Here is a 20539-nt window from a genome sequence, read left to right on the forward strand (position 1 = left end):
GGCATCCGCTTTGTCAAGTGCAACGTTGGAAACGGCCCCTGGAGGGCACCGACGCCCCACAGGAGGAGGAAGCGCATGACAGGCGAGACCTGGCGCGATCATCGAGTCGACATCGAGGAGCGCCTCGATGCGCTCATCGCCGAGATGAGCCCGGAGGAGAAGATCGCCCAGCTCGGGTCGTACTGGGCGGACCAGCGCTCATCGGACGAGATCATCGCCCCCATGCAGGACGTCTTCTCCGAGGGACGTCCCTCCTTCGATCGCGCGGTGCGCGACGGGATCGGTCAGCTGACCCGCGTGTTCGGGACATCCCCCGTGACGGCGGCGGAGGGGATGGAGCGGATCCGCACGGCCCAGCGCCAGCTTGTGTCGGGCACGCGCCTGGGCATCCCCGCGATCGTGCACGAGGAGTGCCTGACGGGCTTCACCACTCTGGGCGCCACCGTGTACCCGACCGCCCTCGCCTGGGGCGCGACGTTCGACCCGGATCTCGTCGCCGAGATGGCGCGAGCCATCGGGCGCGACATGGCCGCCGTCGGCGTGCATCAGGGGCTCTCACCCGTGCTGGACGTCGTCGCGGACTACCGCTGGGGTCGCGTAGAGGAGACGATGGGCGAGGACCCCTACGTGGTCGCGACGCTCGCGTCGGCCTATGTCGAGGGCCTGCAGGAGTCGGGCGTCATCGCGACCCTGAAGCACTTCGCCGGGCACGCCAGCTCTCGCGGGGGCCGCAACCACGCCCCGGTGTCGATGGGCGAGCGCGAGCTGCGGGATCTGGTGCTGCCGCCGTTCGAGATGGCGGTGCGGTCCGCGCGGGCCCGGAGCGTGATGAACTCGTACACCGAGACCGACCGGGTGCCGGCGGCGGCGGATCGGTGGCTGCTCACCGATCTGCTCCGCGGCGAGTGGGGGTTCGAGGGGACGGTCGTCTCGGACTACTGGGCGGTCGCGTTCCTCAAGTCGAAGCACGGCGTGGCGGGCACGATGGCCGAGGCCGGCCGCCTCGCGATTCACGCCGGCCTCGATGTCGAGCTGCCCGACAGCTCGGCATTCCTCGAGCTGCACGCGGACGATCCGGATCCGCAGCGCACGTCGGCGGACATCGACACGGCGCTCCGACGCGTCCTGCGCCACAAGATCGAGCTCGGGCTGCTGGATGAGGGATGGGCCCCGGCCGAGCCGGCCGACCACGATCTGGACAGCCCCGAGAACAGGAGCATCGCGCGGCGCCTGGCCGAGAAGTCGATCGTGCTGCTCGAGAACTCCGGTGCCGCGCTGCCTCTGGCGGCCCGCACGCCGCGGATCGCGGTCATCGGTCCCTGCGTCGACGACCCGAGCGCGATGATGGGCGCGTACTCGTACCCCGTGCACGTTCTGCCGCGTCATCCGCAGTTCGGGCTCGGCATCGAAGCTGAGTCGCTGCCGGAGGCGCTGCGGGCGCAGTTCCCGGGCGCCGAGGTCGTGGTCGAGCGGGGCTGCCCGCTGCAGACACCGGGTGACGACCTCGAGCTGATGCGCGCCGAGCAGGCGGCGAAGACCGCCGACGTCGCGGTGGTGGTCGTCGGAGACCATGCCGGCATGTTCGGGAAGGGCACATCGGGTGAGGGGTCGGACGCGCCCTCGCTCGACCTGCCCGGGGATCAGGTGCGCCTCGTCGAGAGGATCCTGGCGAGCGGCACCCCCGTTGTGCTCGTTGTGCTCTCGGGCAGGCCGTATGCCCTCGGACGCTTCGTCGGGCGCGCGGCGGCCATCGTCCAGGCCTTCATGCCGGGAGTCGAGGGCGCGGGGGCGCTCGCGCGAGTGCTCTCCGGCGCCGTCAATCCCAGCGGTCACCTGCCCGTCCAGGTCCCGCATGGGGCCGCGGCGCTTCCGCACACCTACCTCGCGCCCCCGCTCGGACAGGACGGCGACCGGATCAGCAATCTCTCGATCGCCCCCGCCTTCCCGTTCGGGCACGGACTCTCGTACACCTCTTTCGAGGTCTCCGGGCTTGCTCTGGACCGGGCCGAGATGCCGACCGACGCCACGGTGACGGCGGTCGTGACCGTCGCGAACACGGGAGCCCGGCACGGTGAGACCGTGGTGCAGCTGTACTCGGCCGATCCCGTCGCGCAGGTGACCCGGCCCGTGCGTCAGCTCGTCGGCTACGCCCGTGTCGCGCTCGACGCCGGAGAGACCACGCGCGTCTCCTTCCGGCTCCACGCCGACCGCTTCTCGTTCACCGGGCTCTCACGCCGGCGGATCGTGGAGCCGGGAGAGATCCGCCTCTCCGCGGGGCTGTCCGTCGGAGAGCTCGCGCAGACCGCGACCGTCGTCCTGACCGGAGCGACCCGCGAGGTCGCCCATCCCGTGCTGCGCACAGAAGTCGCCTGACGCGCGCCGCCCCCCGAACCAACCACAAGGAGAACCACCATGCCCGCTGCCCGAATGACCATCGATCCTCACTTCGTCACCGGACGGATCCACCGACGCCTGTTCGGCGGATTCGTGGAGCACCTGGGGCGCCACGTCTACGACGGGATCTACGAACCTGGCCACGAGACGGCCGACGCGGAGGGCTTCCGTCAGGACGTGATCGAACTCGTCCGCGAACTCGGCGTCTCCACGATCCGCTACCCGGGAGGCAACTTCGTGTCGGGGTTCCGCTGGGAGGACTCCGTGGGCCCGCGCGAGCAGCGACCGCGCCGGCTCGACCTCGCGTGGCACTCGACGGAGACCAACGAGGTGGGTCTGCACGAGTTCTCCTCCTGGCTGGAGAAGGTGGGCAGCGATCTCATGATGGCGGTCAACCTGGGCACCCGGGGGACCCTCGAGGCGCTCGATCTCCTCGAGTACACCAACGTGCCGGGTGGCACGGAGCTCAGTGAGCGCCGCCGCGCGAACGGCCGGGACACGCCGTTCGCCGTCGACATGTGGTGCCTCGGCAACGAGATGGACGGTCCCTGGCAGCTGGGACACCGGTCGGCCGACGACTACGGCAAGATCGCCGCTCAGACCGCCAAGGGGATGCGGCAGATCGATCCCGACCTGAAGCTCGTGGTGTGCGGCTCCTCTGGGGCGCAGATGCCCACCTTCGGGGAGTGGGAGCGGGTGGTGCTGGGCCACACGTACGACGACGTCGACTACATCTCGTGCCATGCGTACTACCAGGAGAAGGACGGCGACGTCGACTCGTTCCTGGCGTCGGGCGTCGACATGGACCGGTTCATCGACTCTGTGGTCGCCACGGCCGATCACGTCGGCGCCGTGCGCGGCAGCTCGAAGCGGATCGACATCTCGTTCGACGAGTGGAACGTCTGGTACCTGGACCGATACCACAACGTGGACAAGATCTCCGGGATCGACAACTGGCCCGTGGCCCCGCGGATCCTCGAGGACAGCTACTCGGTGCTGGACGCCGTGGTGTTCGGGAGCCTGATGATCTCGCTGCTCAAGCACGCCGATCGGGTCACCAGCGCGTCGCTCGCGCAGCTGGTCAACGTCATCGCGCCGATCATGACCGAGCCGGGCGGGCCGGCGTGGCGGCAGACCACGTTCTACCCGTTCTCGATCACGTCGCGCCTGGCGAAGGGCGATGCGCTGGAGCTGAAGCTGGATGTCCCGACGTACGGCACGGCGCGCTTCGGCGACGTGCCCCTGGTGGATGCGGTCGCGACGCACGACGCCACGACGGGCGACAGCGCGGTGTTCCTCGTCAACCGGAGCACCACCGAGTCGATCGCCGTCGAGATCGACGTTGCCGCCCTGGGCGACGTGAGCATCGACGAGGCCCACACGCTGAGTGACACCGACATCCACGCGCGCAACACGCTCGAGGATCGCGAGCGTGTTGTGCCGTCCGCGAGCGACGGCATCACGGTGGCCGACGGGGTGCTCCGCGTCACGCTTCCGCCCGTGTCGTGGACCGCCGTGTCGCTGCGCTGAAATATACAACGTAATAAACCGACTCTGGACTTCTCAGAGTGCGTATGCGAATAATGGCGCCCAGGAGATTTACGACGCTGTAAATGCCGGGGGAGGGAAATCTCCTGGCCGTCGCATTCGCGCCGGTCCAGCTGACGCTCGGGCGTCACAGGTGAGAGGAATCAATGGTGATCACTACTCGAAGAGGGGCCGGTCCCGTGCACGGGATGAGGCGCGGCGTCGTCGCGGTGCTGACCGCGGCGGCGATGGGCTCGTGCGCCCTGCTCGCCGCGCAGCCCGCGGCGGCGGCGGTCTCGGGAGACCCCTGGGTCAGCGAGCCGGGCGACGGCGTCTACCGTTTCACGGTGCCGAACTCCGCCGTGCTGGACGCCGTGGGCACCGCGCCCGCGACCGTGCGGGTCGAGGGCAACTTCGGCCCGGGCCACGACTCGTCGCTGCTGAGCCTGGATCGCAACGGCACCAACTGGGTCGCCACGCTGGGCCCCCTCGAGCCCGGCCAGTACCACTTCCAGTACGAGGCGACCATCGCCGGATCCGAAGAGGAGATCCAGTTCGGCAACCCGGACGCCCCGCAGGCGGTCACCTCGCAGCCGAACCTCAGCACGTTCTTCGTCGACGGCGCCGAGGCCGACTGGATGTCGGACGTCGAGGGCGGCGGCGAGCTGTCGACCCTCACCTACCGCAGCAACGCCGCCCACGCCGAGCGCTCGGCGCAGGTGTGGACCCCGCCGGGCTACGACGCCGCACGTGCGGACGCGTACCCGGTGCTGTACCTGCTCGCTGACAGCGGGCAGTCGTACAAGGAGTGGACGGAGCTCGGCCGCGCATCGCAGATCCTCGACAACCTCGCCATCGACGGGGAGATCGAGCCGATGGTCGTGGTGATGGCCGACGGCGAGACCAGCAAGGTCAAGCAGGAGATCCTGAACAACCTCGCCCCGGCGGTCCGCGCGGACTACAACGTGTCCTCCGACGCGGCGGATCAGGCCATCGCCGGCATCGGGCGGGGCGCGACCCAGGCGCTCGAGCTGCTGGTGTCCGACACCGGGAAGTTCTCGAGCGTCGGATCCTTCTCCGGGACCTTCACGGGCAAGATCAGCAACGGCAAGGCGAAGCAGATCAACTCCCGCACCGATCTCGTCCGCATCTACACGGGCAACGTCACCGACGACTCGTACAACGACAACGTCGCCCTGGCGGCCCAGCTGGACAAGGCCGGCGTCGAGTTCGAGTCGGACGGATCGAACCCCGACCACGGTGATGTCTGGGAGACGTGGCAGGAGGCGCTGCGCGACTTCAGCACCCGGATCTTCCAGGACGCCGGCGACCACGGCATGAGCGAGGGTCATGTCGCGCTGGCGACCGAGCACGTGCTGCCGGAGCCCGGCACCACCCCGACGCCGTGGATCGAGGAGAACGGCGTCGTCACCTTCGAGACGACCAAGTTCCCCGATGCGAAGAACGTCAACGTCTGGGCGAACTGGGGGCCGTCGGGAAACTGGCTGCGCATCCCGATGGTGCGCGAAGGCGACCGCTGGACCCTCACCGTCGGTGCCCTCCAGGGCGGCTCGTACTACTACCGACTGACGGGTGACCGCGTCGATGCCAAGGACGAGGGCAACCCGACCGTGGTCAACTCCGAGCCGAACTGGAGCACCTTCTACGTCGACGGCGAGGGACTTCGGGCCGAGTTCACCAAGGATGTCGCGCCCGAGCAGCGCGGCGACGTCGCCGTCATGGAGTACGACAGCATCTCGGGTGCGAAGCGCCAGGCGTATGTGTGGACGCCCCCGAACTATGACGCGAACCGCGCCGAGCCCTACCCCGTGCTGTACCTGCAGCACGGCGGCGGGCAGACGTGGAGCGACTGGATCCAGGTGGGCCGCGCCGCGCAGATCCTGGACAACCACCATGCTCAGGGGACCATCGCCGACATGGTGGTCGTGATGGGCAACGGCAACGGCGTGGACTTCCCGCGCGAGATCACCGAGGCGATCACGACCACGGCGGAGGCGCAGTACAACGTCAGCTCCGACGGCGCCCATCGGGCGGTCGCCGGGCTCTCGATGGGCTCCGGGCATGCACTCAGCACGCTCTGGGCGCACCCGGGTGAGTTCGGATACGTCGGCGCGTTCTCGGCGTTCGGCAACGTGCCGGCGAACGCGGACGTGCAGGCGATCAACGAGGGCACGAAGCTGCTGTCGATCTACACGGGCGACTTCCAGGACTTCACCTACCAGAACACGCTGTCTCTGGTCGGCTCCCTGAAGAACCGCGGCGTGAACCACGAGTTCAACCCGGAGATCCCCGGTCCGCACAGCTGGGACGTCTGGCAGAAGGCGCTGATCGACTTCCTGCCGAAGCTGTTCACGGTCGACTGAGCACGGCGACCAGAAGCGAGAAGGCCGGGGCGGACAGCCCCGGCCTTCTCCGCGTCATGCTGGCGAGGACGTCGCCACCTCCGCGGGGCGGCCCGCGAAGCCCGTCGATTCCCGTCGCACGACGCGGAAGCCCGTTGTGATCGTGCGCGGGGGGCGGCGGTCGCCCTTCTCCTCGATGCGCTCGATGAGCAGGTCGACCGCGGTGACGGCGATCTCCTTGCTGCCGGCGTCGACGCTCGACATGGACGGCATCGAGAACTTCGCCTCGTCGATGTCGTCGAATCCGATGACCGCCACGTCCTCGGGGACCCGCAGTCGCGCCTCCCCGAGGGCGCGCAGCGCACCGAGACCCAGCGCGTCGTTGAGCGCGAAGACGGCGTCGAACGGGGTGCCCTCGTCGACCAGGCGGTGGATCGCCGCGGCGCCGGCCGCTCGCGTCCAGTGCTCGGCGGGTCGGATCAGGCGCGGGTCGACCTCGAGGCCCGCCCCGGCGAAGGCCTCGTGGTAGCCCGCCAGGCGCAGCGATGCCGAGCTGGTGCCGGCCGCGGGCTCCGCGTCGGCACCGAGGATGGCGATGCGCCGTCGCCCGATGTCGATGAGGTGCTCGACGGCCGCGCGAGCGGAGGCCACGTTGTGCATGGTGACATGGTCCGTGGGGCCGTCGAAGATGCGCTCACCGAGCAGGACGATCGGGAACTGCGTGCTCAGCGCCCCCACGTCGTCCTGGCCGAGCGCATACGGGCTGAACAGCAGCCCGTCGGTCATCCGCGCGCGCCCCCCGCTGACCGCGCGCAGCTCGCGCTCGCGATCGCCGCTCGTCTGCTCGACCAGCACGCCCAGACCCCGCGCGTCGGCCGCGCGGATGACGGCATCGGCCAGCTCGGCGAAGTAGTTCTCGCTGAGGGCGGGGACCGCGAGCCCGATCACGCCGGTGCGACCCGAGCGCAGCCCGCGGGCCGACAGGTTCGGCCGGTACCCGAGCTCCTCGATGGCCGCCTGCACGCGCTCGCGCAGCGGAGCGCTCACGTGCGGGTAGTCGTGGATGACATTCGAGACGGTCTTGATCGAAACGCTCGCGAGTCTCGCGACGTCGTGCAGCGTCGGGTCCATCAAGCCACCAATCGGCGTGCGTCACTGTTGTCGGATCGATCCACTCTAGCCGCGGGATCGCCCGCTCCGACGCGGCGAACGGGCGCCGCGAACACCGACATCCCCGGCCGGGGACCGGGAGTGAAGATGCCGAAGGAGGGCCCGTCCGCTGACCGGACGGGCCCTCGTTGCATGCCCGGAGACGCCGGGCGGGTGCGCTCAGCCCGCGGCCGGCGCGATCTCGTTCGGCGTCACGTCGAGCTCGGTGCTCGCGAGCACCTTGCCGGTGGCCAGGTCGACGGCGTGCACGCTGTTCGCGGCGGGCTCGGTGACGTAGGCGACCGACCCGGCGACCACGATCGCGGGGTGGGCGTCCTGCCACTCGGCCGGGCCCTCCCAGGCCTCGATCACCGGGTGGCTCGCGGTTCAAGACCTACAGCCGGCCGCTCGACCTGCCCTACCCGTACCCGCTGCCGGCGGGCGAGCGGGTGCGGCAGTCCCTCACGATCACCGCCCCCGACGCCCCGGCATCGGCCAGGGCGAGGCCCGCGGACGCGATCGATCTGGCCGAGACTGGCCGATTCCCCGACGTCGGGGTGGAGTCGTCGACGGCCCCCGATCCGGTGCCGCGCTCGTCGGCCGGGCGCTTCCGCGTGGTCGAGCTCGACCTCGCCACCCCGAGCTGGCCGGCCGCGCTCGAGCGCGCCGCCCGGGACGGCCTGCCGCTCGACGTGCGCCTCGTCGCCGCGGGCGACGAGGCGCTGGACCCGGTCGCGGCGGCCCTGGTGGGGCGGCCCGTCGCGCGGGTCACGGCGTTCGATCGATCCCGCCACGTGACCACCGCCGCGATCGCGCGGTCGCTGCGCGCCGCCCTGGACGGGGCGGGTGTCGCCGCCCCGATCGGCAGCGGTGCGCGCTCGCACTTCACCGAGCTCAATCGGGAGCAGCACGAGCTCGCCCGCGACGTCGATGCGGTCACGATGACCACGACGCCGCTGTTCCACACCCTCGACACCGAGCAGCTCGTCGAGGCCGTCGCGATGCAGCGCCTCATCGCCGAGCAGGCGGTGCGGATCGCCGGGGGGCTGCCCGTGCACATCGGCCCCGTCTCGCTGCGTCCGCGATACAACAACGTCGCCACGAGCCCGCAGCCCCTGCCCTCCCGCGACGATCTCGCCGAGGGCTACGGCGCCGAGTTCACCGGCGCCGCGGACGAGCGACAGGGCGCCCCCGAGCTCGCCGCGTGGGTGGTGGCAAGCGCCGCCGCGCTCGCGGTGCCGGGAGTGGAGACGCTTTCGTGGTTCGAGACCTGGGGCCCGCGCGGCCTCGCGGATGCGTCGGGCGAGCGCCCGGTGTCCCACGCGATCGCGTGCCTCGCCGAGCTGCACGGCGCCGCACTGCTCTCCGGCGCCAGCCCGGACGGCCTGGTCTGGGCGATCGGCGGTCGTCGCGGCGACGGGGACACCGTCCTCGCCGCCAACCTGGATCGCACACAACGGTCGTTCGTCGTGCGGATCGCCGGGGGCGCCGCGCACGAGGTCACGCTGGCCGCCGGGGCCTGGACGCGGATCGGGTGACGGGCTCGTTCCCGAGCCCGTTCACCGGAGACTGATCCGGTCCTCCTTTCTCTGTACCGGGAGGGCGGGACTCACGCCGGCGGATCATCCGGACACCCTTGTCCGGATCGCCCTCGCGCGCCTATGCTCGCCGCCAGGACACCTACAAGGGAGTGGGCGATGGGCGAAGTGACGCGCGACGAGTACGACGTCGTGGTGGTGGGATCCGGGGCGGCGGCGTTCGCCTGCGCGCTCGGGGCGATCGACGAGGGCCTCAGCGTCCTGATGGTCGAGAGCACCGACAAGTACGGCGGCAACACCGCCATGTCGGGCGGCGGCCTCTGGCTGCCGGATAACCCGCTGATGCGGCGCGAGGGCGTCGGCGACTCGCGCGAGGAGGCACTCGCGTACCTCGACGCGACGGTCGGCGAGCCCGGCGTCTCCTCGAGCGCCGCGCGCAAGGCGGCGTTCGTCGACGGGGTGGAGGATCTCGTCCTCACCACCGAGAGGCACGGCTTCGAGTGGGCGCGCGCCGCGCACTACCCCGACTACTACCCCGAGCGCCCGGGCGGGCGGATCGGCCGCTCCATCGAGGTCACGCCCGTCTCCGCCAAGCCGCTGAAGCCGCTCGGCCTGACCTCGCGCGCCCTGCTGCCGTTCCCGATGATGAACTCGGACATGTGGCTGCTGGGCCGCGCGTGGTCGTCGTGGTCGGGCCTCTTCCAGGGCGTGCGGCTGGTGCTGCGCACCCTGCGCGGCGCCGTCACCGGCCGGATGTTCGGCATGGGGGCCGGCCTCATCACCAGCTTCGCCCGCGCCGTGCTGGTGGACGGCGGGGTGCCGATGTGGCTGAACGCGCCCGCGCAGCGGCTCATCGTCGAGGGTGACCGGGTGGTCGGCGTCGTCGTCGAGCGCGACGGCTCGCCCGTCGAGGTGCGTGCGCGCCACGGCGTGATGCTCGCCGCCGGCGGCTTCGACCAGGACCGCAAGCGCCGCCTCGCGCTGCAGGGCGTCGAGGGGAACCCTGCCGGATCGCCCGGCGCATGGGGCGGGGGCATCGACATGGCCGCCGAGGTCGGCGCCGCGCTCGAGTACATGGACGACGCCTGGTGGGGCGCGACGGTGAAGCCGGTGCCCGGCGGCCTCACCTCGTTCATCGTGGGCGAGCGCTCGATGCCGTACTCGATCATCGTCGACAGCCAGGGGCGGCGCTTCGCCAACGAGTCGGAGTCGTATGTCGACCTCGGCCACCACATGCTCGAACATGACGGCGCGAAGGGCCCGTACTGGTTCGTCCTCGACGCCCGGTACCGCAAGCGCTACTTCCTCACCTTCGCGGTCGATCCGCGGGGCAACAGGCAGATGGATCAGCAGGGCATCCACGTCACCGCGCCCACGCTCGACGAGCTCGCGACGAAGATGGGGGCGGATCCGGCGGTGTTCCGGGCGGAGGTGGCGCGCTTCAACGAGATGGCGCGATCCGGCCGCGACCAGGACTTCCACCGCGGCGACAGCGCGTACGACCGCTACTACGGCGACCCTCACGTGCGCCCGAACAACAACCTCGCCCCGATCGAGAAGGGGCCGTTCCACGCGTACCTGACGGTGATCGGCGATCTCGGCACGAAGGGCGGCGTCGTCACCGACGCGCACGCCCGGGCCCTGCGCGAGGACGGATCGGTCATCGAGGGCCTGTACTCGGCGGGCAACAACTCGGCCGCGGTGATGGGGCACACCTATCCCGGCCCGGGCTCGACCCTCGGCCCGGCGAGCGTGTTCGGCCTGATCGCCGCACGACACATGGCCTCGCAGGGCCGCGGGGTCGAGGAGGCCCGTCGCGAGGCCGTGGCCTGACGAGCGGTCAGTTGAGCGCGATGACCGCGATGTTGAGCGTGGTCGCGAAGGCGAGCCACAGCGCGTACGCGATCATCACGACCATGGCGATCCGCGACCAGCGACGGGCGCCCAGGATCAGCCACAGCACCACCGCGAGCAGCAGGACGATGATCACCGCGGCGATCCACCAGGAGGCCTCGCCGATCACGGGGAAGCCGGCGAAGAACAGGGGCGTCCACGCCGCGTTCAGCACGAGCTGCACGATCCAGCCCGTGATCCAGGGGCGCGCGCGGTTGCGCTGGCCCGAGCCGAGGTAGCCGCGGCGCCAGACGAGGAAGCAGGCGAGGGCGATCCCGGCGTAGAGCAGGGTCCACACGGGTCCGAACACCCCGTTCGGGGGCGACCACGGCGCCTTCTGCGCGTCGGCGTACCAGCCCTCGACGTTGCCGACCGTGGTCAGCGAGCCGCCGAGGGCGACCGCCGCGACCGCGACGAGCAGCGCGACGGCGACGATGACCTGTCGCCCGACCGGGGGTCGTACGACGCTGTCCTCGCTCAGGACGACGCCTCCGCGTGGGCGCGGGCGGCGTCGCGCACGGCGTCGAGCGTGCCCGTGTCGCGCCCGGCCTGCACCTCGCCCACCGCGTCGGATGTGGCGTAGTTGTGCACGACCTCGACGAGGTCGAGCAGGAACTGCGCGCGCCCGGCGGCGTCGAGGGTCTTGAGCTGCTGTTCGATGTCTGCGGCGAGCATGGTGTCGAGTGCCATGCCCCCGACGTTACGACGCCGCGACCGACGCCGCGAGGGGGTTGCGTTCTGCCGGTGAGTGGGGCACGTCAGGCCGTGGCGACCGGGCGCGGGGCCCAGACGACCACCGCGGCCACCAGCACCATCAGGGCGGCGAGCACACCCGCGGTCACCCCGAACCCGAGCGGCGCGAGGGCGGCGATGGCGAGAGGCGCGAGGCTCGCGCCGGTGCCGATCAGCAGCGCGTAGCCCGCCATGCCCGCGCCGCGCGCCGGGCCGCTGGCGAGGCCGACCATCTGCACGATGGCGGGGATGGCCACCGCGATCCCGGCCACGAACACACCGCTGCCGACCATCACGACCCAGGTGGGCGATCCGATGGCCTCGATGGCGAGGCCGAGCGCCCCGACCAGGAACGCGGCGGCGGCGACGCGATACGGGCCGAAGCGGCCGATGAAGACGCCGGCGAAGCCGCCGAGCACGATGCCGGGGAGGCCGGGCAGGCGCGCGGCGAGCGCCGTCGCGGTGCTGTCGATGCCGAACTCCGCGCCGTGCTGCTGCAGCGCCGCGTACATCCCGACCAGCAGCAGCAGGAACGAGACGGCGGCGAGGTAGGGGGCCCACATCGTGCGGCGGCGGAACATCCCGGCGGCCGCGGCGAGGGAGGCGGCGATGCGCGGGGTGTGCGCCGTGCGCGGGAGGGCGGGCAGGGTGGGGATCGCGGCCGCCATCACCACCAGCAGGGCGGCGAGGATCCAGAACACCCACCGCCATCCGAGGCCCGGCTCCACCCCGATGGAGAAGGCCTGGCCCGCGATGCTCGCGAGCGGGAAGACGGCCGAGATCACCGCGATGCCGGTGACGCGGTTGCGCTCGGGCAGCACGCGCGCCACGTACGCCAGGGTCACCGACGGCACGGCCGCGGCGAACGCGCCCTGCGCCACCCGGGCGGCGACCATCCAGCCGAGGTCCTCGGTCGTCCCTGCCAGCGCGGTCGCGAGCGCGGCGCCGACGAGCCCGAAGGCGATCACGCGGCGCGGATCGACGGCGTCCGAGAGCGCGGGGTAGACGAAGCTCGCGGCGGCGAAGGCGAGACCGAAGCCGGCGCCGATCCAGGCCGCGGCGGCGATCGAGGCGCCCCACTCGGCGCTCAGCACCGGGGTGAGCGGGATCGTGATGTAGATGAGCGAGACGGCTGCGAGCACGGCGACGGCGAGCAGCGAGACGATCGCCGCGGGGTGGCCGACCGAGCGGCGTGAGGTGGGGGAGGGGGCGAGGTGAGTCATGATCTCCATCTCCAACGGACGCGTTGGGCTTGACGATAGCAGTCCCAACGCCAGTGTTGGAAGTTTTCTTCCCGGGTACCCTGTCCCCATGGCGTGGGACACCGAGGGCACCAAGCGGAAGATCCTCGACGCCGCGCTCGCCGAGTTCACCGAGCACGGCCCGACCGGCACAACGATCGAGCGCATCGCCGCGCTCGCCGGGGTCAATAAGGAGCGGATCTACCACTACTTCGGCAACCGCGAGGCGCTGTTCGGCCACGTCGTGCGCTCGGAGAGCCGGCGGATCAGCGACAACGTCCTGTTCGATCCGGACGCCGCCGATCCCATGGGCGACTACGCCGGGCGCATCTTCGACTACCACCTCTCGCGGCCCCAGATGGTGCGCCTGATGCTGTGGGACAGCCTCTCGGCGACCGGCGGATCGCCCGAGGGCTTCACGCAGGAGACCTACGACGCCAAGTCGGCGCGGTTCGCCCGCGGCCAGGAGACCGGCGCGGTGAGCGACGCGCTCGCGCCCGGTGAGCTGGTGTTCTCGATCATGGCCCTCAACGCGTGGTGGTTCGCCGTGCCGCGCATCGCGACCCTGGCCACCGGCCACGGCACCGACGAGGCGGGGATCGCCGCGCGCCGCGCCGCCGTGGTGGAGGCGGCGCGACGCCTCGCCCGTCCGGGCGCGTAGCGCGCGGCCGACGCCGAGCGCGGCGATCCGCGGCGGCGGTGCCGTCCGTCGGAGATATGCGCTCCGTCGGAGCAGGGCCCGGATCCGGATCCTGCGGAGCGCATCCGTCCTACGGAGCGGTGCGCCATTCGGCCGGGTCCGCTCCCCAGGGCCGCGGGGGAGCGAAGCGATCCGGTGCGCCCGCGAAGGCCAGGATCGGCGGGGCGTGCGTGAGCAGCGGGCCGCCGGGCACCCGCGTGACGTGCGAGGGGAGGCCGGTCTCGGCCGGCTCGCGCCGGTCGGCCGGCGGCGCGGCGAGCAGCTCCTGGGCCACCCGGGCCAGCGCGATCTCGACGTGCGGCGACCCGCCGGCGGCGCGCTGCCGTGCCAGGGCGGCGGCGACGGCGGCGGCGAGCAGGTGGCCCGAGGCGTGGTCGAGGGCCTGCACGGGGAGGGCGCCCGGGGTCTCGCCGTCGCGGCTCTCGCGCATCGCGATGCCGGTGGTGGCCTGCACGATGCTGTCGAAGCCGCGCCGGTGCGCCCAGGGGCCCTCCGACCCCCACGCCGAGATGCGGGCGGTCACCAGCCCCGGGCGGCGCTCGGCCAGGTCGGCCGGATCGAGACCGAAGCGGGCGAGCGCGTCGGGGCGGTAGCCCGTGACCAGCACGTCGGCACCCGCCAGCAGGCGCTCGAAGGCCTCGCGGTCGGCGGCGAGGTCGAGCAGCGCGGAGCGCTTGCCGTGTCCCGTGTCGAGGTGCTGCCAGGCGAACTCGGGCAGGCCCGGCGCGTCGATCCGCAGCACCTCCGCCCCGGCGTGGGCCAGGTCGCGGGTGGCCACCGGCCCGGCGATCACCCGGGTGAGGTCGAGCACCCGCACGCCGCTCAGCGGCAGGGGGCCCTGCGCGGGCCAGGATCGCGCGGCCGCGTCGCCGGCCGAGGTCGCGGTGATCAGCGGCAGCTCGGCGAGCGCCTGCGCGTGCGGGTGCGCGCGCCATCGCGCCTCGTCCCGCACGGCGGCGACGATGGCCCCGCTCTCGATCGCCGCCTGCTCGAGCTCGAGGGCCGGCCACCGCGCGACGCCGCGCGCGACGTCGTCGGTGCCGAGCAGGGCGCGCAGCCGGGCCGCGTGGTGCGGATAGTTGGCGTGCGTGCGCACCCATCCGTCGGCCGCCCGCCAGAACCCGGACAGCGGTGACCAGACGTCGGGCGTCGCGCCGTCGATCCGCAGCACCTTGTCGCTGCCGAACGACGCGGCCACGGCCGCCCCGTCGATCCGGACGTCCCCTCCGGGCGCGGATCCTCGTGCCGCGGCGACGTGATCGATGGCGACCGAGGCGACGGCCACGGCGTCGATCGCCAGGTCGGCCACGGGCAGCGTCGACGACCACGCCGGGCGGGTGGCCCGGACGCGGTCGAGAAGCTCGGGCGGCAGGCCGATGGCGGCAGCGGCGGCGCGGGCGAAGGTCATGACGCCAGTGTGGCCCGCCACCGTGCTGCGGATCGACCCCCGCCATCGGTCGGCCCGGGCTCGACCCCGCGACCGTCCTGCGACAGACTGACCGCATGCCGGAGTCGCCAGAGGTCGATGCGCTCGCCGGATTCCTGCGCGCGCAGCTGCCGGGGCGGATCATCCGCGAGGTCGCGCTCGAGGAGTTCCGTGCCCTGAAGACCCGCGATCGCCCCCTCACCGAGCTGAGCGGGCGCGCGGTCACCGGCGTGCGCCGCTTCGGCAAGCACATCGCGCTCGACACGTCGGGCGGGGGCGACGAGGTGAGCCTTCTCATCTCGTTCGGTCGCGCCGGGTGGGCCCGCTGGTATCCGGACGGCCGCGCCGACGACCTCCCCGAGGCGCCCACCATCGTGCGGGTGCACTTCGAAGACGGCGCGCAGCTCGCCCTCACCGACGCGGGCGACTGGCTGTCGCTGGGCGTCTCGGTCACCGCCGACGCGGAGAGCGATCCGCACGTGGCGAAGCTCGGCCCGGATCCCATGACGGACGCGTTCACGCGCGAGACGCTCGACGGCATCGTCGCGGGCAGGCGCAAGCAGCTGAAGGCCCTGCTGCAGGAGCAGGAGTCGCTCGCCGGCATCGGCAACGCCTACTCGGACGAGATCCTGCACGTGGCGCGCCTCGCCCCCGGGGTGCACGCCTCGGCCCTCACCGCCACCGAGCGCGGGCGGCTGTTCGAGGCGATCACCCGCACCCTCGGCGAGGCCTTCGAGGCCCGCCGCGATGTTCCGATCGCCGAGCAGAAGGCCGCGAAGGTCGCCGCGATGCGGGTGCACGGCCGCACGGGCCAGGCCTGCCCGGAGTGCGGCGGTCTCGTGGAGGATGTGCCGGGATCGAAGGGCGCCGCGCAGTGGTGCCCCGCGTGCCAGGGCGGCTCGGCGCAGGCCTAGGCCCGTCCGACCCGCGCTCAACGACCGTGGAGGTCGATGAGGCAGACTCGAGGGGATGACCTCCACCCTGCTTGACGCCGTCCGCGCGACCGAGGGGGACGCCGACGGGATCTACGACGCGTTCGTCGACTGGGCCGAGGAGCGGGGGCTGAGCCTGTACCCCGCGCAGGACGAGGCCGTGATGGAGCTGGTGTCCGGGGCGAACGTGATCCTCGCCACCCCCACCGGCACCGGCAAGTCGCTCGTCGCGATCGCCGCCCACGCCGTGGCGCTGGCGAACGGGGGCCGCACCTATTACACGGCGCCGATCAAGGCCCTCGTGAGCGAGAAGTTCTTCGCGCTGGTCGACATCTTCGGCGCCGAGAACGTGGGCATGGTGACGGGCGACTCCTCGGTCAACCCCGACGCCCCGATCGTCTGCTGCACCGCCGAGATCCTGGCGAACCTGGCGCTGCGACAGGGCGCCGACGCCGACGTCGACCAGGTCGTGATGGACGAGTTCCACTACTACGGCGAGTGGGATCGCGGATGGGCGTGGCAGGTGCCGCTGCTGCTGCTTCCCCGCGCGCAGTTCCTGCTGATGAGCGCCACGCTCGGCGACACCACCGCGATCCAGAAGGATCTGAGCGAGCGCACCGGACGCGTCACCACGCTGGTCGCGGGGGCCACGCGCCCGGTGCCGCTGCACCACACGTACGAGAAGCGCCCCGTGCACGAGCTGGTCGAGAGCCTGCTCGAGGAGAACGAGGTGCCGATCTACATCGTGCACTTCTCGCAGGCAGCGGCCATGGAGCGGGCGCAGGCGCTGGCCAACGTGAAGGTCTCCACCCGCGAGCAGCGCGACGCCATCGCCGAGGCGATCGGCGGCTTCCGCTTCACCACCGCCTTCGGCAAGACGCTGTCGCGCCTGGTGCGGGCCGGCATCGGCGTGCACCACGCGGGGATGCTGCCCCGTTACCGGCGCCTGGTCGAGACACTGGCGCAGCGCGGGCTGCTGCGCGTGATCTGCGGCACCGACACCCTCGGCGTCGGCATCAACGTGCCGATCCGCACCGTGCTGATCTCGGCCCTGTCCAAGTACGACGGCACACGCATGCGCCGCCTGAGCGCGCGCGAGTTCCACCAGATCGCGGGCCGCGCCGGCCGGGCCGGGTACGACCCCTACGGCAACGTCGTCGTGATGGGCCCGGATCACGAGATCGAGAACGAGCAGGCGATCAAGAAGGCGGGCGACGACCCGAAGAAGCTCAAGCGCGTGCAGCGCAAGGCCGCCCCGGCCGGCTTCATCTCGTGGAGCGAGGCGACGTTCGACAAGCTGGTCCAGGCCGATCCCGAGCCCCTCACCCCGCGCATGCAGATCACCTCGGCCATGATCATCAACGTCATCGGCCGCGGCGGCGACGTGTTCGAGAACGTCCGCTCGCTCGTCTTCGACAACCACGAGCCCCGCGCGCGCCGGTTCGAGCTGGCGCGCCGGGCGCTGGCCATCTTCCGCACGCTGCGCGACGCGGGGATCGTCGAGGTCACGCCGGCCGGCGACATCCGTCTTGTGGTCGAGCTGCAGCCGAACTTCGCCCTCAACCAGCCCCTCTCGCCGTTCGCGCTCGCCGCGATCGAGCTGCTCGATCCGGATCAGGCGGAGGGGTCAGTGGGGACGGGTCACTACGCCCTCGACGTCGTCTCGGTCATCGAGGCCACGCTCGACGACCCGCGCGCGATCCTGTCGCAGCAGGAGTTCAAGGCGCGCGGCGAGGCCGTCGCCGCCATGAAGCGCGACGGCATCGAGTACGAGGAGCGCATGGAGCTCCTCGAGGACATCACCTACGACAAGCCCCTGCAGGATCTGCTCGCCCAGGCGTTCGAGGTGTTCGCCTCGAGCCAGCCGTGGGTGCGCGACTTCGAGCTGAAGCCGAAGTCGGTCGTGCGCGACATGTTCGAGCGCGCGATGAGCTTCGCCGAGTTCACCAACTGGTACCAGCTGGGCCGCAGCGAGGGCCTTGTGCTGCGCTACCTCAGCGACGCGTACCGCGCGATCCGGCAGACCGTCCCCGCCGAGGCCCGCACCGAGGAGCTGCTCGACATCATCGCCTGGCTCGGCGAGCTGGTGCGCCAGGTCGACTCGAGCCTCGTCGACGAGTGGGAGGCCCTCGTCTCGGGCACCGACGCGCACGGCTCCGGCGAGGTTGTGGTGCCGCCCGCACCGCCGTCGCTCTCGCAGAACCGCCGCGCCTTCACGGTGCTGGTGCGCAACGAGCTGTTCCGTCGTGTGCAGCTGGCCGCGCGAGAGGCCGACGACGAGCTGGTCGCCCTCGACCCCGACGCGGGATGGCCCGAGGCGCTCGACAGGTACTACGACGAGCACGAGACCATGGGCATCTCGGGCGCCTCGCGCGGGCCCGCGCTGTGCCGGATCAGCGAGCAGGGTCCCGACGGCGAGCGCGGGCTGTGGACGGTCGAGCAGATCATCGACGACCCGGAGGGCGACCACGACTGGCGCATCCGCGCCGAGGTCGACCTCGCCGCCTCGGACGAAGCCGGCACGGCGGTCGTGCGGGTGACCGAGGTCGTGCGGCTCTAACCCGCCGGGTCGGGGCGGAGCTTGCGCAGCCAGGCCTCGGTCTGGCTGACGTGGGCCGCGGCGGCCGCGGAGGCGGCGACCGGGTCTCGCGCCTCGAGCCCGCGCAGGATCGCCCGGTGCCCGGCATCCGAGAGCGTCTTGACCGCGGCGCCGTCGGCGCTCGGGAACAGGCGGTAGGCGCGCGAGCGCGAACGCAGCACCGACACCATGGCGCCGAGCGCCCCGTTTCCGCCGAGGCTCAGGATGCGCATGTGGAAGCGGTGGTCGAGCTCGGACTGCAGCTCGGCGTCGGTCGTCGCCTCCAGCTCTTCGAGCAGTGAGTCGAGCTCGGCGAGCGTCGCCTCGTCGATGCGCGCGGCGGCGAGCGAGGCGGCATGCGCTTCGAGCACGCGCCGCAGCTCGTAGAGCTCGAGGATCGATTCGAGCGGCAGCAGCCCCACCGTGAGCGAGAGCGACTGGATCACGTCGGCCGCGCGCAGCTGCGCGACGAAGCTCCCCGATCCGCGCCGGGTGTCGAGCACCCCGAGGGCGGCGAGGGTGCGGATCGCCTCGCGGATCGATCCGCGCGAGACACCGAGACGCTCGCTCAGCTCGCCCTCGCTGGGGAGGCGATCGCCGGGGTGCAGCTCGCCCTCGGCGATCAGCGCCCGCAGACCGTGCAGCGCGGTCTCGACGGCGGTGGTGTCGCTCATGTCTCAATCTTGGCAGGGCGCCGACCTGTAGGACAGATCGGTGCTCAATCAAAAAAGTGTGGCGAGAAACGGGGGGTGCGTGCCATGGTTGTCCGACAACCTCCCAGAAAGGTCGGAATGGACCCGATCCGCACCGCCCCCTCCTTCTCGCTCGCCTCCTTCGAGCGGGCACGGGACGCCTGGCCGCTCGACCCCACGATCGTGCACTTGAACCACGGGTCCTTCGGTGCGGTCCCGACCGAGGTCGGGCGGTTCCAGAACGAACTGCGAGTGCAGGCCGACCGGAGCCCGGTGGGCTGGTTCCCTCGCCTGGCCGAGCACGTCGCCGAGGCGCGCGAGCGGATCGCCTCGTTCGTCGGCGCCCGCCCCGAGGACACGGCCTTCGTGCCCAACGCATCGGCCGCGGCCACCGTGGTCTACAACAGCCTGCGGCTCGAGCCGGGCGACGAGATCCTGGTCACCGACCACGGGTACGGGGCGATCACGATGGGGGCTCGCCGCCTCGCCGCGCGCTTCGGTGCGCGCGTGCGCACCGTCGCCATCCCGCTCGCGGCCGCCCCCGAGGCGATCGAGGAGATCTTCCGCGCCGAGCTCTCGGATCGCGTCCGGCTGGTCGTGGTCGACCAGATCACCTCGCCCACGGCGCGGATGCTGCCGATCGACCGGATCGCGTCTCTCGCGCACGAGCACGGCGCCCGCGTCCTCGTCGACGGCGCCCATGCGCCCGGCCTCGTCGAGGACGCCGCGGCCGGCGGGGTGGCCGACTGGTGGTTCGGGAACCTGCACAAGTGGCCGTCGGCCCCGCGGGGATCCGCCCTGCTCGTCACCCAGGCACCCGATCGTGACGACCTGTGGCCGCTGATCGACTCGTGGGGAGCGGACGAGCGCTACCCGGGGCGGTTCGACTCGCAGGGCACCCTCGACGCCACGGCCTACCTCGCCTCGCCGGCGGCCGTCGACTTCGTCGAGCGCGAGTACGGGTGGGCGCGCACGCGCGAGACCATGTCGCACCTCGCCGACCTCGGCGCCGAGACGATCGGCGCCGCGCTGCAGCCCCACGTCGACGCCGATGTCGCCACCGACGTCGCTCAGCCCGTGCCGTCGATGCGCCTCGTCCGGCTGCCCGACGGGCTGGGCCGGGCGCGGGAGGACGCCGACGAGCTGCGGATGCGCCTCCTCGACCTCACCGGCATCGAGGCCGCCTTCACCAGCTTCGCGGGGATCGGATACCTCCGCCTCTCGGTGCACCTCTACACGGAGCCCGGCGACTTCGAGGCCTTCGCCGAGCGCGCCGTCCCCCAGATCCTGGCGCTGGCGCGCGAGCGCCGCGGCGCCTGAGCGTCCCCGCGCTCGACCCGCACCACGCTCGACCCGCACCACCGAAATGCACCC

The 20539-nt window shown here is 72.0% G+C and carries 16 protein-coding genes; 9 read left to right on the forward strand and 7 right to left on the reverse strand.

All coding sequences use genetic code 11. From position 1 onward, the window contains the following. Nucleotides 1-75: 75 nt before the first annotated feature. The 3 genes from ACOKGD_RS02555 to ACOKGD_RS02565 all read left to right on the forward strand — a co-directional run bounded on the left by ACOKGD_RS02555 (nucleotide 76) and on the right by ACOKGD_RS02565 (nucleotide 6305). Nucleotides 76-2373, forward strand: coding sequence for a glycoside hydrolase family 3 N-terminal domain-containing protein (locus ACOKGD_RS02555; RefSeq protein WP_342336995.1), 2298 nt, complete (start codon nucleotides 76-78; stop codon nucleotides 2371-2373). A gap of 39 nt (nucleotides 2374-2412) precedes the next feature. Continuing rightward, nucleotides 2413-3924 carry an arabinosylfuranosidase ArfA gene (locus ACOKGD_RS02560; protein WP_342336994.1) on the forward strand — a complete coding sequence of 504 codons (1512 nt, stop codon included), beginning with the start codon at nucleotides 2413-2415 and terminating at the stop codon, nucleotides 3922-3924. 206 nt (nucleotides 3925-4130) lie between these two features. After that, nucleotides 4131-6305, forward strand: a complete 2175-nt coding sequence (locus tag ACOKGD_RS02565) for an alpha/beta hydrolase-fold protein (protein WP_342336993.1) — start codon at nucleotides 4131-4133, stop codon at nucleotides 6303-6305. Nucleotides 6306-6359: 54 nt separating this feature from the next. Here the strand turns inward: ACOKGD_RS02565 and ACOKGD_RS02570 are convergent, their stop codons facing one another. Together ACOKGD_RS02570 and ACOKGD_RS02575 are read right to left on the reverse strand one after the other, a co-directional pair. Continuing rightward, nucleotides 6360-7415, reverse strand: coding sequence for a LacI family DNA-binding transcriptional regulator (locus ACOKGD_RS02570; RefSeq protein WP_342336992.1), 1056 nt, complete (start codon nucleotides 7413-7415; stop codon nucleotides 6360-6362). 198 nt (nucleotides 7416-7613) lie between these two features. Next, nucleotides 7614-7805 carry a hypothetical protein gene (locus tag ACOKGD_RS02575; RefSeq protein ID WP_342336991.1) on the reverse strand — a complete coding sequence of 64 codons (192 nt, stop codon included), beginning with the start codon at nucleotides 7803-7805 and terminating at the stop codon, nucleotides 7614-7616. Between the two features lie 77 nt (nucleotides 7806-7882). Between ACOKGD_RS02575 and ACOKGD_RS02580 the strand changes: the two genes are divergently transcribed. Together ACOKGD_RS02580 and ACOKGD_RS02585 are read left to right on the forward strand one after the other, a co-directional pair. Continuing rightward, entirely contained in the window at nucleotides 7883-8971 is a 1089-nt protein-coding gene (locus tag ACOKGD_RS02580; protein WP_342336990.1) for a hypothetical protein, read from the forward strand. A gap of 159 nt (nucleotides 8972-9130) precedes the next feature. Continuing rightward, nucleotides 9131-10804, forward strand: a complete 1674-nt coding sequence (locus ACOKGD_RS02585) for an FAD-binding protein (protein ID WP_342336989.1) — start codon at nucleotides 9131-9133, stop codon at nucleotides 10802-10804. A 7-nt stretch (nucleotides 10805-10811) separates the two neighbouring features. Here ACOKGD_RS02585 and ACOKGD_RS02590 read toward each other — a convergent pair whose 3' ends face one another. From ACOKGD_RS02590 to ACOKGD_RS02600, 3 genes are all read right to left on the reverse strand, one after another. Beyond that, nucleotides 10812-11438, reverse strand: a complete 627-nt coding sequence (locus ACOKGD_RS02590) for a TspO/MBR family protein (protein ID WP_421355108.1) — start codon at nucleotides 11436-11438, stop codon at nucleotides 10812-10814. After that, the gene (locus tag ACOKGD_RS02595; protein WP_342336988.1) at nucleotides 11342-11554 is read right to left on the reverse strand and encodes a hypothetical protein; all 213 of its coding nucleotides are present in this window, start codon (nucleotides 11552-11554) and stop codon (nucleotides 11342-11344) included. Before ACOKGD_RS02595 ends, ACOKGD_RS02590 begins: the two co-directional genes overlap by 97 nt. 68 nt (nucleotides 11555-11622) lie before the next feature. Continuing rightward, nucleotides 11623-12819 carry an MFS transporter gene (locus ACOKGD_RS02600; RefSeq protein WP_342336986.1) on the reverse strand — a complete coding sequence of 399 codons (1197 nt, stop codon included), beginning with the start codon at nucleotides 12817-12819 and terminating at the stop codon, nucleotides 11623-11625. 88 nt (nucleotides 12820-12907) lie between these two features. On the opposite strand from ACOKGD_RS02600, the gene ACOKGD_RS02605 reads away from it, so the two are divergent. After that, nucleotides 12908-13498 carry a TetR/AcrR family transcriptional regulator gene (locus ACOKGD_RS02605; protein WP_342336985.1) on the forward strand — a complete coding sequence of 197 codons (591 nt, stop codon included), beginning with the start codon at nucleotides 12908-12910 and terminating at the stop codon, nucleotides 13496-13498. Between the two features lie 109 nt (nucleotides 13499-13607). On the opposite strand, the gene ACOKGD_RS02610 is transcribed toward ACOKGD_RS02605, so the two are convergent. After that, nucleotides 13608-14945, reverse strand: a complete 1338-nt coding sequence (locus ACOKGD_RS02610; protein WP_342336984.1) for a CoA transferase — start codon at nucleotides 14943-14945, stop codon at nucleotides 13608-13610. A 95-nt stretch (nucleotides 14946-15040) separates the two neighbouring features. On the opposite strand from ACOKGD_RS02610, the gene ACOKGD_RS02615 reads away from it, so the two are divergent. Continuing rightward, nucleotides 15041-15877 (forward strand): DNA-formamidopyrimidine glycosylase family protein, encoded by an 837-nt coding sequence (locus tag ACOKGD_RS02615; protein ID WP_342336983.1) that lies wholly within the window; start codon nucleotides 15041-15043, stop codon nucleotides 15875-15877. A 55-nt stretch (nucleotides 15878-15932) separates the two neighbouring features. Continuing rightward, nucleotides 15933-18455, forward strand: a complete 2523-nt coding sequence (locus tag ACOKGD_RS02620; protein WP_342336982.1) for a DEAD/DEAH box helicase — start codon at nucleotides 15933-15935, stop codon at nucleotides 18453-18455. On the opposite strand, the gene ACOKGD_RS02625 is transcribed toward ACOKGD_RS02620, so the two are convergent. Beyond that, nucleotides 18452-19147, reverse strand: a complete 696-nt coding sequence (locus tag ACOKGD_RS02625; protein ID WP_342336981.1) for a FadR/GntR family transcriptional regulator — start codon at nucleotides 19145-19147, stop codon at nucleotides 18452-18454. The two genes, ACOKGD_RS02620 and ACOKGD_RS02625, sit on opposite strands and share 4 nt — an antisense overlap. A 117-nt stretch (nucleotides 19148-19264) precedes the next feature. Here ACOKGD_RS02625 and ACOKGD_RS02630 point away from each other — a divergent pair, with 117 nt between their 5' ends. Then, nucleotides 19265-20485 (forward strand): aminotransferase class V-fold PLP-dependent enzyme, encoded by a 1221-nt coding sequence (locus tag ACOKGD_RS02630; RefSeq protein WP_342336980.1) that lies wholly within the window; start codon nucleotides 19265-19267, stop codon nucleotides 20483-20485. Nucleotides 20486-20539 lie beyond the last annotated feature (54 nt).

Origin of the sequence: Microbacterium phosphatis, assembly GCF_049177115.1 — a bacterium.
In the GTDB taxonomy this organism is placed as follows: Bacteria; Actinomycetota; Actinomycetes; order Actinomycetales; family Microbacteriaceae; genus Microbacterium; species Microbacterium phosphatis.

Coding starts and splice junctions, on each gene's coding strand:
- ACOKGD_RS02585 (WP_342336989.1), top strand. CDS start 9,131: ATGGGCGAAGTGACGCGCGACGAGTACGACGTCGTGGTGGTGGGATCC.
- ACOKGD_RS02630 (WP_342336980.1), top strand. CDS start 19,265: ATGGACCCGATCCGCACCGCCCCCTCCTTCTCGCTCGCCTCCTTCGAG.
- ACOKGD_RS02615 (WP_342336983.1), top strand. CDS start 15,041: ATGCCGGAGTCGCCAGAGGTCGATGCGCTCGCCGGATTCCTGCGCGCG.
- ACOKGD_RS02570 (WP_342336992.1), bottom strand. CDS start 7,415: ATGGACCCGACGCTGCACGACGTCGCGAGACTCGCGAGCGTTTCGATC.
- ACOKGD_RS02605 (WP_342336985.1), top strand. CDS start 12,908: ATGGCGTGGGACACCGAGGGCACCAAGCGGAAGATCCTCGACGCCGCG.
- ACOKGD_RS02595 (WP_342336988.1), bottom strand. CDS start 11,554: ATGGCACTCGACACCATGCTCGCCGCAGACATCGAACAGCAGCTCAAG.
- ACOKGD_RS02600 (WP_342336986.1), bottom strand. CDS start 12,819: ATGACTCACCTCGCCCCCTCCCCCACCTCACGCCGCTCGGTCGGCCAC.
- ACOKGD_RS02620 (WP_342336982.1), top strand. CDS start 15,933: ATGACCTCCACCCTGCTTGACGCCGTCCGCGCGACCGAGGGGGACGCC.
- ACOKGD_RS02565 (WP_342336993.1), top strand. CDS start 4,131: ATGAGGCGCGGCGTCGTCGCGGTGCTGACCGCGGCGGCGATGGGCTCG.
- ACOKGD_RS02560 (WP_342336994.1), top strand. CDS start 2,413: ATGCCCGCTGCCCGAATGACCATCGATCCTCACTTCGTCACCGGACGG.
- ACOKGD_RS02625 (WP_342336981.1), bottom strand. CDS start 19,147: ATGAGCGACACCACCGCCGTCGAGACCGCGCTGCACGGTCTGCGGGCG.
- ACOKGD_RS02555 (WP_342336995.1), top strand. CDS start 76: ATGACAGGCGAGACCTGGCGCGATCATCGAGTCGACATCGAGGAGCGC.
- ACOKGD_RS02610 (WP_342336984.1), bottom strand. CDS start 14,945: ATGACCTTCGCCCGCGCCGCCGCTGCCGCCATCGGCCTGCCGCCCGAG.